The following is an 11,978-nucleotide window of genomic DNA, read 5'->3' as shown; positions in this document are numbered from 1 at the left end:
AAAATCACGAAATTTTGGATCCTTGGGCTATTTGCGCTGCTTTGCTTATTCCGTCATGGGCCTCAAAGCCAGTAAAAACAGGCCTTTGCGCAAAGACCGGTGGTAGCCCCTGTCGGCATGCCTTTCGCGCAAGCGGCCAATGCCACTTGTGCATAAGCAATTTTGCCAAGCGCTTTGGAAGGGCAGTTGTCAAGCCAGTTTGAGCAAGCCCATGCCTACCAGCAGCAACGCAAGCCCCAACCAACCACGCCCGGCCAGACGCTGACCGAACAAGGCCCAGCCCATGGCCACGGTGGCAAGGATGCCAAAGCCGCCCCAGATGGCGTAGGCCAGCGACAGGTCGATGTCCTTCACCGCCTGCGCCAGCGCGGTGAACGCCGCCAGCACGCAGAGGATCGAGGCCAGGCCCAGGCCCTTGCGGCGGAAACCGTCGGAGTACTTGAGCAGCAGGTTGGCCAATACCTCCAGCACGATGGCCAGGCCCAGCCAGGCAAATGGAATCAACATGGCACGGCCTCCCCTTCACGCTCGACGGGCTTGGCGCGGGTACCGGCCTTGACCAGCAGGATGCCGGCGATCATCACCGCCAGGCCCAGGGCCTTGGTCCAGCCCAGGCTTTCACCAAGCCAGAGCACGCTGATCAAGGTGATCAGCACGATACCGAACCCTTCCCACAGCGCGTAGGCCACACCCACCGGCACGCGCTTGACCGCCAGGGCCAGGAAGAAATACGACAGACAGATCATGACGTACATGACGGCATGCCCCATCACAGGGAAATGAGTGGCGGCGAGTTTCATCGACGCCGTGCCGATCACCTCGAAGGTGATGGCGACAATCAGGTAGATCCAGGAACGCATGGTGCCCTCCCATGGGCGACAGCGGCCGAGCGCACAGGCATCGGCGCCAGACAGAGACGTTTACGGCTGTAGAGGGAGGGTGGCGCTAGAGGTCGCCGGTCCAGTGACGTTCACGGGAGACCAGGCGGGAAGAGGAGAGGAGCTTGAAAGCTTTACTGTTCAACATAATGAACACAAGATTAGCTTAGCTGATCGATTTAGTCAAAATGATAGGTTGAGACTAATTATTTCTCGAGAAAAATGGACTTCTCAAGAAAGAACCCCGTAAAGCTTGGTGAAAGCTTCGTAAATTATAATCCCCACACTGTCCATACAGGAGCCAGCTTGCCCCGCAATAGCCAGCAAAGCCAATCCTGCGACAAACCGTCGCCATTGAGAAAAAATCAAAATTAATTATTGTTTTACGATAATTATTCAAGAATAATCCGCTCCGTTCATCACTGTACGGAGGCACCCCATGAACAGTAGATCCGTGGCCTATGCGCGTTCGCGCCTACGCACCATCGGCGCATTCGCCGCCTACCTGGCCTGGACAACCGCGGTCGTCGAGCTGACCATCACGCCCTTGCTCTTCATCTTCGACTTCCCCGAGATTTTCAACGGCTACCTGCAGGCCTACGGCGATCAGATGCCGCTGCTGCTCGAACCCGGCTACCAGGCATCCCCCCTGGCCATCGGCCTGGTACTGGCGGTGGACATGATTCCCACGCTGATTTCCGTTGCGGCTCTCGGCCTGACCGGCCTGTTCTTCCACCGCCTCTCGCGCGGGCAGACCTGGACCTCGGCCAACATCAAGCTGCTGTGGTGGGTCGGCCTGCTGTGCATCTTCACCCCGCTGCTGTGGCCGGTGACCTACACCTTGCAGGGCCTGGCCCTGGCCATCGACCTGCCGGCCGGCGAAAGGAGCTTCAGCTTCTCGATCGGTGTATCATCGCAGGCTGTCTACGAGATCATGAAAGGCATCCTGCTGTGTGCCTTCTCGCTGCTCATGCGTGACGCCAAGACCATCAGCGATGAACACAACTGTTATGTCTGACTGCTTCCTATGCCGATAATCATCCGCCTCGACGTCGTCATGGCCCGGAACAAGATGCGTTCCAAGGACCTGGCGGAAATCATCGGTATCACGGAAGCGAACCTGTCGCTGCTGAAGAACGGCAAGATCAAGGGTTTCAAGATCGAGACCCTGGAGAAGCTGTGTCGCGCCCTGAACTGCCAGCCCGGCGATTTGCTGGAGTTCAGCGACGAATGATCAAGGACTGCAACACCCATGGCACTTTTCCACAATGGCCTGGCCGCCCTCGTGCTGGCCTGCCTGGCCCTGGCCCTGACCGGCTGCGGCCCGAGCTACACCTATAGATACTCGCCACCGCCCAGCGCGCATGGCATGAACTGCATCAACAGCTGTTCGACGGAGCGCAACCACTGCCAGCAGATGGCCCGCCTGCAGGACAACAGCGAACGTGCGCTGTACCAGGCCGAGATGAGGGCCTACCAGTACTGCCAGAACGGCAAGAGCAAGAAGGAAGCGCGTCACAGTTGCCACTACCCGAGCTACCCCTTCAACACAGGGAGCAGCTACAGTTGCGGCAATGACTACGACTCCTGCTACATGGCCTGCGGCGGCACCATCCAGCGCATCCTGAACAAAGACTGATCCCGGAACGGACTCGAACATCGTGAAACACACCAAGCCTTTCGCCCTGCTGACCCTAGCCCTGGCCATGACCGGCTGCGCCAACAGCCTGCCAAGCAGCAAGCCGGCCCCGCTGAACTGGAACATGCCCGGCATGCAGCTGGGCGGTGACCGCGGCCTGCCCCTGCACAACGCCGACGGCAGCTGCCGCAAGCGCGGCTGCGACAACGGCAAGCTGTTCTTCAACCCCGGCCAGCCCGAGCCAAGCGTCAACTCCATTCACCGCGGCTGGTAGGAAAATTCTCCTTTCAGTTCGGTGACTTAGGGTTTTGTGCGCTGGATGCAACGAAGTGGTTTACAGCGCCGAATCCATCGCTATAATGACGCCCCTGTGCCGGTATAGCTCAGATGGTAGAGCAACTGACTTGTAATCAGTAGGTCCCGGGTTCGATTCCTGGTGCCGGCACCATCCTCAAAAGCCTCGACGAATGTCGGGGCTTTTTCGTTTCCGCTCCTGCGACACATTGTCCACCCTCTCCACTTCTTGTTTTCGCTCAATAAACCCTACTTTCAAAGCGGCTATTCCTGTGCCCGACGACTTTCGTCGACTTAAGGAGAAGTCCCATGAACGAGCAAGAAGGCGTGTCCCTGACCCGGCGTGGCATGCTGGCCGGCACTGTGTTGCTGGGCGTCGGTGCCTCGCCGCTTGGCAGTGGCCTGGCCCAGGCCGCTACCGCTTCACCCGCCGCCGGCCCGGTGCCTGACCTGGCGAAACTGGAGCGGGTGAGCGTCGAACTGGTGGCACCGCCACAGGTGCACCCCCACAGCCAGCGCGCTCCCGGCAAGCCGCGCATTGTCGAGTTCCGCATGGTCATCGAGGAGAAGGAACTGGCCGTCGACAGCGCCGGTGCCTATATCCACGCCATGACCTTCAACGGCTCGGTGCCCGGCCCGCTGATGGTGGTGCACGAAGGCGACTACGTGGAGCTGACGCTGGTCAACCCGGCCAGCAACAGCATGATGCACAACATCGACTTCCACGCCTCCACCGGCGCCCTCGGCGGCGGTGAGCTGACCCATGTGAAGCCGGGCGAGCAGGTGGTGCTGCGCTTCAAGGCTGACCGTGCCGGGGTGTTCGTGTATCACTGCGCGCCGGGCGGGGCGATGATTCCCTGGCATGTGGTGTGCGGCATGAACGGCGCGATCATGGTCCTGCCCCGTGACGGCCTGAAAGACCCCGAAGGCCGCCCGTTGCAGTACGACAAGGTCTGGTACATCGGCGAGCAGGACTACTACATCCCGCGCGACAAGGACGGCAAGTACAAGCGCTACGTCAACCCCATGGCCAGCTTTGGCGACATGAGCCAGCTGATGAAGGGGCTGGTGCCCAGCCATGTGGTGTTCAACGGCAGCGTCGGCGCCCTGACCGGCAAGCAGGCGCTCCCCGCCAAAGTGGGCGAGACCGTGCTGATCGTCCACTCCCAGGCCAACCGTGATACTCGCCCGCACCTGATCGGCGGCCACGGCGACTACGTCTGGGCCTCGGGCAAGTTCGCCAACCCGCCGCAGCGCAACCTGGAGACCTGGTTCATCCCCGGCGGCGCGGCGGGGGCGGCGTTGTACACCTTCCGCCAGCCCGGCCTGTACACCTACCTCAACCACAACCTGATCGAGGCGGTGATGCTCGGCGCCGCCGCGCATGTGCAGGTGGAGGGGCAGTGGAATGACGACTTGATGAAGCAGGTGCAGGCGCCCGGGCCGATCCGCTAGCGGTATTGATCCGGATCAAACCCCTTGGCCATGCGCGGCATAGCCTGAGCGCAGGCATCCACTTCATGGAGGGAGACCATGGCCAAGCGATTTCCCACGAACCCCAGCCATCCCGAACGGATCTGCTGGGGCTGCGACCTGTACTGCCCAGCCAAGGCGCTGGCCTGCGGCAATGGCGCGGACCGGACCATGCACCCGGTGGAGCTGTTCGGCGAGGGTTGGGAGCAGCTCGATGATCATCTGGATGTGACCATGGCCACTTCGCATGCCGCGCCCGGACAGGAAATGCCGCTCAACCAAAAGTCTGAATGAACGGCGCCGCGCTCGCCTTGATGGCGGCAACCACCTTGGGTGCCTGATCGCAAAGCGCGGACTCCCTGGCCAGTGTTCGCTCCAATGCTTCAAGCTGCTTGCGAATGACTTCAGCCGGGTTGCTCACGTCGCAAAGCGGTGCGAAGTCCAGCAAGCCTTGCCGCGACGCAAACAAGGATTTGTTACCGGATAGCGAAAGCGCCAGCACGTCTTCCGGTATGTAAGCCGTGGTATTGACGATGTCGTACGCCGGAGCCAGGCGCGCATCGCCTCGAAGAGGATCGGTGTACAACAACCCGAAATTTTTCAGATGGGCATCACCATTTCCGACGATACAGCTGAGCGCAACCATCTCGAACAGTTGCCGCAGCGATAGCCGAAGATGCTCAGGCGCGCAGAACAGGCGGATCGCCTTGGCAATGGCAGCGTAGCTCTTGCTGTACTTCTGTTCGGCGCCAAGCCCCATCAAGGCAGCCATGTCTTCGAAACCAAGTGGATTGTTCTGCTCGTCACGATCGAAGCGGCGCATGACGAACAGCTTGCCGTTGTCGGACAAGAAGAATTGAGGCACTGGCAGGCCAGAGGTTTGCGCAACCGACATGCACAGGAATTCGTTGATCGCCAAGCCCGGGAACTCGTCGCGCCCGCTCTTGATGATCAGCTCGGCTGTTTTCGAGGTAAAGCGCTGTGACAACGGGTCCAGTTGCTCCGGAACCAGGACCTTCGGCTGCACACCAGAAATGCCTGCGCGCAGAATGTAGCGATCCACCAGATCGGCGAAGATATCCTCTCCCCCATCCCATGAAAGAATGTTCGCCAGCTTCTCTCCCGGAAACGTCTGCCGCCGCAGCAATGTGTCCACTACCTGCGAACTGACATGCACACGCCCGATCGGCGAACTGCTGCCGGACAACGCCAGGAGAAGCATGGGGTCGACCTGAACGATCTTCGCCAGGCGGTTGCGCAATTGCTCGAGCACATACCCTTCGGGCAAGTTCATCTGGAACACCGGATGCAGCTCGCGATGCCTGTATTCCTCGGTGCGGACCGGCATCAACAGGCTGATCGCCGCATCAGCAACGGTGTGCGGGCCATAGCGGAAGAGGTAGTCGCCTGAACTGGTCAGCAATGCTCCACTGTCACCCTCGGGTGTCGCGACTATCAGCGGCGTCATTCGAACATCCCCTCGATTTCGTCAAGCGTCGGCATCACCGCCGCTATGACCTGCAGTTCGCAGCCGAGCGCCGCCAATGCACGTGCATATGCCCCGATGGCCACTGACAGGCTACCTTTCTCCATGGCAATGATCTTTTGCCGGGTGATACCGGCCAAGGTTGCGAGCGCCTGCTGGGTCAATCCCCGGTTAAGCCTTCGCGAGCGAACCTGCGCGCCCAGGCGCTCAACGATCAATGAGTGGTCCATGTTCTTTATACGTGACAAATTTAGATGAATGTAACGTATAAGGAACATGATCAAAAATCAACCAGCATCAACGGTATCAAAAGCTTTTCTAGAACGCCGTGCTCACCGTCACCGCCAGGTTGCGCGGGTCGCCATAGATTGCCCCGGCATAGAACCCGTAACGGGTGTAGTAATGCTTGTCGAACAGGTTGTTGGCGTTGAGGCTGACGCTGGTGTCGTCGGTCAGTTGGTACTTGGCCATGGCATTCCAGATCGCATAGCCCGACCAGTTGACATCGCTGGAGCTGCGGCTGACGCCGTTGCTCGGCTGCCCGGCAGGGGTGGACACCGCGCGGATGTTGCTTTGCGCACTCACGCCAGCGCCCAGGGTCAGGCGGTCCAGCGGGCCAGACAGGCGATAGGTGGTCGAGGCCTTGAACAGGTGCGAAGGATCGCTGCGCCCGTCGCTGTCCAGGCGGCGGAAGTGCAGGTAGGTGTAGCCGGCATAGACGTTCCAGTTCGGGGTCAGGGCGCCGGCGACTTCCAGGTCGATACCGTCGGTTTCCTGGCCGGAACCGGCCTTGTAGGCAGTGGCGCCGGTCGGCGTCAGCAGGTCGCCGTCCATCACCGCCTTGTTTTCCTGCCTGGTGCGGAAGTAGGCCGCGGACGCGTTCAGGCGACCATCGAACCATTCACCCTTGATCCCGGTTTCGTAGCTCTGGCCACGGATCGGCTCGACCTTGGTGCCGCTGGCGCTCTCTTCGCTCTGCGGGTTGAAGATGTCGGTGTAGCTGGCGTACAGCGAGTAGTTGTCGTCCAGGTCGTACACCGCGCCCAGGTAAGGGGTGACGATGCCATTGTTCTGCTGGTTGCTGCGCGCACCGTTGACACTGACGGTAGTGGCCGAATAGTCGGTGCTGCGCACACCGAGGATGAGCGACAGGGGGTCGGTGACGCTCAGGCGGGTGGCGGCATACATGCCCTGCAGACGGGTGGTGGTCTTGCTGTGCAGGCCGGTTTTCGAGGCCAGCATGGCGTAGTCGTCGTCCACGCCGTCGAGCCAGTTGCCCAGCCCCAGGCCATTGTTCGCCCGGAACTGGCAACCCACGCCACTGTTCACTGCCTTGCCGCCGCCAACCATGCTGCAGGTGTACTGCGGTGACCAGGCCACGGTGCGGCTGTCGTTGTAGCCGACCATCGCCTGATGGGTGCGCCCGAACAGTTGGAATGGGCCGGACAGGTCGATCTGCGCCGATTGCTGGGTGGTGTCGGTGGAGCTGTGCAGGCCGTTGAGCACAGCGCCGCTGCCGTCCTGGTTCCAGTAGCCTCCGTAGACACCGCGACCGGACGAGTTGACCTTGGCCAGGCCACGGTGGTTGAGCGCCTCGCCGCTGCTCTGGGCAACCTTCAGGTCCAGGCTCCAGTCGTTGTCGAAACGGTGCGCCAGCGAGCCGAAGGCGGTGCGGGTGATGTACTCGCCAAAGCTCCAACTGGGTACCACGTTGGTGCTGCGCGGCAGGTCGGTCTTGCTGCCGTCGCCGTACCAGATCGGGATGTTGGCGCCCCAGCCGCCGCCGACCACTTTGCTGTACTCGTACTGGTAGCCGGCACCCAGGGTGGTGGCATCGTCCAGGTCGAATTCGAAGTTGGCCAGGGCCGCGCGGGAGCGTTCGGACTGGTTGTCGCGGAACGAGCCGGCGTCCTGCTGGGTCATGACCAGACGCGAACGCAGGCGGCCGTCCTCGGACAGCGGCAGGTTCAGGTCGGCACCCAGGCGGCGCTTGTCCCAGCTGCCGTAGGTGGCGTAGGCGCTGCCGCCGAAGGTCCGGGTCGGCGCCTTGCGGATCAGGTTGACGGTGGCCGAGGGGTCGCCGGTGCCACCGAGCAGGCCGTTGGCGCCACGGACGATGTCGATGCGCTCGTACAGGTCCATGTTCAGCGCATTGCCGCCGCCACTGAAGTCCGAACCGCCGGGGAACTGCAAGCCGTCGATCTTCCAGTTGCTGATCGAGTAGCCACGGGCGCGGAAGTCGGTGCGCCCGCCCACTTCCATCTTGCTCATGCTCACGCCCGGCGTGGTGTCCAGGGCCTGCTCGAGGGTGTGGATATCACGGTCTTCCATTTGCTGGCGGGTGATGCTGGTGACCGACTGCGGCGTCTGCCGGGGTGTCAGCTGCAAGCCTGTGGAGCTGCGTGTGTTCTGCACGGTGTAGCCGATCTGGCCGCTGTCGTCGGCCTGTGGCAGCGCACTGCTGTCGATGTTGGTGGCGCCCAGTTCCAGCACCGGACCGTCAGCGAAGGCTGTGCCGCTAAGCCCGAGGGCCACGAAGAAGGCAAGCGGGGAGAGGCGACTGCCGCCTCGGACCAAGGGGGTTGTGTCAGTCATGATGCTCTTGCATACCATTTGGGAAGGCTTCGTATTCGCAGATGATTTTTTGTTACGATTCTAGGCATCTGCCCCTTCGGCTCCATGGACGGGATGTACGGGGATGTAATCGAACGTAATGAGCCTCACGGTTCCCCTTTGCACAGGTACCCCACAACCATGAGCACAACCTTGCTGGTCGTCGACGATGACGACGAGATCCGCGAACTTCTCTGCGATTACCTGACAGACGCCGGCTACCAGGTAATCGCAGCCGCCGATGGAGAGCAAATGCACGCGCAGTTGACCCGGCACAAGGTCGACCTGGTGGTACTCGACCTGATGCTGCCCGGCGAGGACGGCCTGAGCCTGTGCCGGCAGTTGCAGGCGCAGCCGGGCTTGGCGGTGGTGATGCTGTCGGCCAGGGGCAGCACCCTGGACCGCATCATCGGTCTGGAAGTAGGCGCCGATGATTACCTGGCCAAACCCTTCGAGCCGCGCGAACTGGTCGCCCGGATCAAGGCTGTGCTGCGTCGCCCCCAACGCCTGGAGGCAGAGCCCGAGATGTCGGCCAGCGAGGCACAACTGTTTGCAGGCTTGCGTCTCGATCACGTCAAACGGTTGCTCGTTCACCCGGACGGCCAAGCCTTCAACCTGCCACGCTCCGACTACCGTGTGCTGCGTGAACTGCTGGACGCCAACAACCGCGTGGTCTCGAGGGACCACCTGACACGCAGCGCGTTCGGCCGCGACCATCTGCCCGACGACCGCTCGGTGGACATGTGCATCAGCCGCCTGCGCCAGCAACTGCGCCGGGCGCCAGGCCAAGGCGCGCAGATCCTCACCATCCGCAACGAAGGCTATCTGCTGAGCCTGGCCCGCGAAGCGCTGGGCGCCTGAGGTGCGGCTGCTTCGCCGGCTGTGGCCGCGCACGCTGTTCGGCCAACTGCTGCTGATCATGATCAGCGGCACCCTGGTGATCCAGCTGATGTCCAGCAGCATCTGGTTCGACGTTCGCTTCGCCCAGGTGCTGGAAGCGCCGGTGCGGTTGATCGCGGCGCGCAGCGCCCCCCTGATCGCCCAGGCCGAGTGCCATGGCGCGGCACGCCAGGAATCGAAGCATTACCAGCTACGTTGCGCCGAAGCGCCGCCCGAGGGTGAGCATGACCAACGGCGCGGCTGGCGGCGCATCGAGCTGTTGCTGCATCAGGCATTGGCCTACGAACTGGGGGGCGATGCGCGGCCGAGGTTGCTCAAGGTCCGGCTCACCGACGAACTGGGCCAGCCCATCGTCTGGCGCAGCCTGTTCGGCTTGCGCACCGCCCAGGCGCATATCGAGTTTGCCGTGCCCCTCGCTGATGGCCACTGGCTGGTCATCGATGGCCAGGAGTTGCAGGGCTGGAGCGGCGAGTCGGCGTGGGTGCTGATCAGCGACTACCTGCTGCGGGTCTATGCCCTGCGCATCGCCGCCGTGCTTGTGGTGTGCCTGGTGGCGGTACGTCTGTGCCTGCGCCCGCTGCGCCGCCTAGCCGATGCCGCCCGTGGCCTGGGAGGCAATCTGGAACAGGCGCCGTTGCCGCTGGACGGCCCCGAGGAAGTGCGGCACGCCGCCCAGGCCTTCAACGCCATGCAGCAGCGGCTGATCCGCATGGTCAACGACAAGGCCTACTTCCTCGCCGCCGTGTCCCACGACCTGCGTACACCGCTGACGCGCATGCGCCTGCGCCTGGAACGGCTGGAGGACAGCGAACACAAGGAACGCCTGCGCCAGAACATCGCGCAGATGGACGGCATGATCGGCCAGGTGCTCGACTACTTGCGGGCGGGCGAGCAGCAGAACCTGCAAGCGGTCGACCTCGACCGCCTGGTGGCACGCCAATGCGCGGATTTGGCCAGCGCCGAAGAGCCCTTGCCGATCCATGGTCAGGTGGGTCTGGCCCAGGTAGACGCCCTGCTGCTGCAGCGGTGCCTGCAAAACCTGCTGGTCAATGCCCTGCGCTATGCCAGGGAGGTCGCGGTGGTGCTGGAAAGCACGCCAACCGATGGGTACATCCATATCGACGATCGCGGCCCGGGCATCGACCCGGGCTTGCTGGCGACTGTCACCGAGCCTTTCGTGCGCGGCGAGGGCTCACGCAACCAGGCCTCTGGCGGCTATGGGCTGGGGCTGAGCATCGCCCAGCGCATCGTTTCCAGCCATGGCGGCGAACTCACGCTGGTGAATCGGCAAGGGGGCGGGTTGCGGGTCAGCGTGCGATTGCCCAAGGGCAGGATCGCCTGATCATTTGCCGTCACCCTGCAGGATCCTGAGCGCCGCTTCGGCCAGGAAGCCCGAACGGCTCTTGTGCTCCGGGTGGTTCTGTACGTAGCTGTCGATGCGGGTGAGCAGGTACGCCGGCAAGGTGATGTTGAGCTTCTCGGCCTTGCCCAGGTAGCGGGTGATGTCGATATCGATCAATGCCCAGGTGCAGCCGGCATAGGCGGGATTGGCCGCATGCACGCCGACCTTGCTGGCCCTGGGGATTTCCTGCTGGTCCTGGGCCAGCAGTTCGAGGTGGCCTTCGATCGCTTCACGCGCCATGGCGATGGCGTCGTCGAGGTCTTCGCCCGCCGAAAAGCAGCCGGGGATATCCGGGACTTCCACGCCCCAGGCGTGCTGGTCGTCACCGGGGAGGATCGCGATAGGGAACAACATGGTGATGGTCTCCTCGTCAGCTGGCGTAGCTGATGCGTGCCTGGCGCAGAATGCTGGCCGCAGTCGCGGGCAGCAGGTCTTTCTTGGGATGCGGGATGGTGACCAGCCCGGCTTTTTCAGGATGCTTGAAATGATGGTGGCTGCCTTTGGAGCGCACCAGATACCAGCCATCCGCCTCGATCACAGCAATCATTTCACGGCTGTTCATTCACCCATTCCTTGGGCCGGCCGATCGGTGGTTAGTATAACCACCGAAAGACAATTATCAACACCATACCCACCATTACGACAAGCGGGCTGCCAGGATGAGAAGTATGGGGAGAGGAACGGAGCAAACACCGGGAGAAGTGATGCGGGATCTTGCAGCAGGGAGAATCGCCAGATTGTTCAGAGCACGGCCAATGCCTTTGCCTTCAACACTTGCAGATCCATCACTGGCACCCCGACCTGCTTGGCCATCTCGTCCCACTCGCGCAGGCGCAGGCTGACCCCGAACAACGGGTCGGCCTCGAACGCATCGGCTTCGGCATCGTTCATCACTCCACCCTGGTACGCCAAGGTGCGTCGGCTGGCTTCACTCAAACGGTCGTAGTATCCGGGCTGGCGCAAGGTCAGGTAGCGCTTGGCCTCGACGTGGTACTGCACCAGCCTGGCCAGCCGCTCGCTGAAACCACACCGGCGCAAATATTCGGCACCAATGCGCTCATGGCTGACGACGCCATAACCGCCCATGTCCTCGCCCTCGCACAGGTGGCCGATGTCGTGGAAGAAGGCGGCCAGGATCACTTCGTCGTCGTAGCCTTCGGCCATGGCGAGTTGGGCTGCCTGGGACATGTGCTCGAGCTGGGTGATGGCCTCGCCGATGTAGTCGGCGCTGCCATGACGCTCGTACAGGGCGAAGGTGTCGTCGATGATCCGGGAAGAAGTTGGCATTGCGTG

Annotated in this window: 16 protein-coding genes and 1 tRNA gene; 9 read left to right on the top strand and 8 right to left on the bottom strand. The window is 62.3% G+C overall.

From position 1 onward, the window contains the following. Positions 1–189: 189 nt before the first annotated feature. Positions 190–507: a multidrug/spermidine efflux SMR transporter subunit MdtI gene (mdtI, locus tag DFS21_RS06150; RefSeq protein ID WP_023629978.1), complete on the bottom strand. Its 318-nt coding sequence runs from the start codon at positions 505–507 to the stop codon at positions 190–192. Continuing rightward, positions 501–860: a multidrug/spermidine efflux SMR transporter subunit MdtJ gene (locus DFS21_RS06145; RefSeq protein WP_023629979.1), complete on the bottom strand. Its 360-nt coding sequence runs from the start codon at positions 858–860 to the stop codon at positions 501–503. The genes mdtI and DFS21_RS06145 overlap by 7 nt, the downstream gene beginning before the upstream one ends. A gap of 457 nt (positions 861–1,317) precedes the next feature. Between DFS21_RS06145 and DFS21_RS06140 the strand changes: the two genes are divergently transcribed. From DFS21_RS06140 to DFS21_RS06110, 7 genes are all read left to right on the top strand, one after another. Next, on the top strand, positions 1,318–1,896 hold the full coding sequence (locus DFS21_RS06140) for a hypothetical protein (protein WP_110697272.1): 579 nt from the start codon (positions 1,318–1,320) through the stop codon (positions 1,894–1,896). 9 nt (positions 1,897–1,905) lie between these two features. After that, positions 1,906–2,112, top strand: coding sequence for a helix-turn-helix transcriptional regulator (locus DFS21_RS06135; RefSeq protein ID WP_023629980.1), 207 nt, complete (start codon positions 1,906–1,908; stop codon positions 2,110–2,112). An 18-nt stretch (positions 2,113–2,130) separates the two neighbouring features. Continuing rightward, positions 2,131–2,517 (top strand): hypothetical protein, encoded by a 387-nt coding sequence (locus tag DFS21_RS06130; protein WP_046853791.1) that lies wholly within the window; start codon positions 2,131–2,133, stop codon positions 2,515–2,517. A gap of 22 nt (positions 2,518–2,539) precedes the next feature. Beyond that, the gene (locus DFS21_RS06125; protein ID WP_371918090.1) at positions 2,540–2,791 is read left to right on the top strand and encodes a hypothetical protein; all 252 of its coding nucleotides are present in this window, start codon (positions 2,540–2,542) and stop codon (positions 2,789–2,791) included. Between the two features lie 98 nt (positions 2,792–2,889). Further along, positions 2,890–2,965, top strand: a tRNA-Thr gene (locus DFS21_RS06120). A gap of 155 nt (positions 2,966–3,120) precedes the next feature. After that, entirely contained in the window at positions 3,121–4,266 is a 1,146-nt protein-coding gene (nirK, locus tag DFS21_RS06115) for a copper-containing nitrite reductase (RefSeq protein WP_111531988.1), read from the top strand. 78 nt (positions 4,267–4,344) lie between these two features. Further along, a complete protein-coding gene (locus DFS21_RS06110) occupies positions 4,345–4,578 on the top strand; it encodes a DUF3079 domain-containing protein (RefSeq protein ID WP_111531987.1) in 234 nt (77 codons plus the stop codon). On the opposite strand, the gene DFS21_RS06105 is transcribed toward DFS21_RS06110, so the two are convergent. The 3 genes from DFS21_RS06105 to DFS21_RS06095 form a co-directional block, all read right to left on the bottom strand. Further along, positions 4,559–5,752, bottom strand: a complete 1,194-nt coding sequence (locus tag DFS21_RS06105) for a type II toxin-antitoxin system HipA family toxin (protein ID WP_111531986.1) — start codon at positions 5,750–5,752, stop codon at positions 4,559–4,561. The genes DFS21_RS06110 and DFS21_RS06105 overlap by 20 nt on opposite strands. Beyond that, entirely contained in the window at positions 5,749–6,000 is a 252-nt protein-coding gene (locus DFS21_RS06100) for a helix-turn-helix domain-containing protein (RefSeq protein ID WP_110697262.1), read from the bottom strand. Before DFS21_RS06100 ends, DFS21_RS06105 begins: the two co-directional genes overlap by 4 nt. Positions 6,001–6,088: 88 nt before the next feature. Then, complete coding sequence (locus DFS21_RS06095) at positions 6,089–8,365, bottom strand: TonB-dependent siderophore receptor (protein ID WP_371926778.1); 2,277 nt, start codon at positions 8,363–8,365, stop codon at positions 6,089–6,091. A gap of 159 nt (positions 8,366–8,524) precedes the next feature. Here DFS21_RS06095 and DFS21_RS06090 point away from each other — a divergent pair, with 159 nt between their 5' ends. Together DFS21_RS06090 and DFS21_RS06085 are read left to right on the top strand one after the other, a co-directional pair. Then, positions 8,525–9,244, top strand: a complete 720-nt coding sequence (locus tag DFS21_RS06090; protein WP_110697258.1) for a response regulator — start codon at positions 8,525–8,527, stop codon at positions 9,242–9,244. A 1-nt stretch (position 9,245) separates the two neighbouring features. After that, positions 9,246–10,625, top strand: a complete 1,380-nt coding sequence (locus DFS21_RS06085) for an ATP-binding protein (protein WP_110697256.1) — start codon at positions 9,246–9,248, stop codon at positions 10,623–10,625. Here DFS21_RS06085 and DFS21_RS06080 read toward each other — a convergent pair whose 3' ends face one another. The 3 genes from DFS21_RS06080 to DFS21_RS06070 all read right to left on the bottom strand — a co-directional run bounded on the left by DFS21_RS06080 (position 10,626) and on the right by DFS21_RS06070 (position 11,972). Then, positions 10,626–11,039, bottom strand: coding sequence for a type II toxin-antitoxin system HicB family antitoxin (locus DFS21_RS06080; RefSeq protein ID WP_110697254.1), 414 nt, complete (start codon positions 11,037–11,039; stop codon positions 10,626–10,628). 16 nt (positions 11,040–11,055) lie between these two features. Beyond that, positions 11,056–11,247: a type II toxin-antitoxin system HicA family toxin gene (locus tag DFS21_RS06075; protein ID WP_102681827.1), complete on the bottom strand. Its 192-nt coding sequence runs from the start codon at positions 11,245–11,247 to the stop codon at positions 11,056–11,058. A gap of 179 nt (positions 11,248–11,426) precedes the next feature. After that, positions 11,427–11,972, bottom strand: coding sequence for a phosphonate degradation HD-domain oxygenase (locus DFS21_RS06070; RefSeq protein ID WP_102681828.1), 546 nt, complete (start codon positions 11,970–11,972; stop codon positions 11,427–11,429). Positions 11,973–11,978 lie beyond the last annotated feature (6 nt).

The sequence above is a fragment of the Pseudomonas sp. 2848 genome, from assembly GCF_003253945.1.
In the GTDB taxonomy this organism is placed as follows: Bacteria; Pseudomonadota; Gammaproteobacteria; order Pseudomonadales; family Pseudomonadaceae; genus Aquipseudomonas.
Note: the sequence above shows the minus strand (reverse complement) of the source record. Positions and strands in the feature narration are given on the sequence as shown.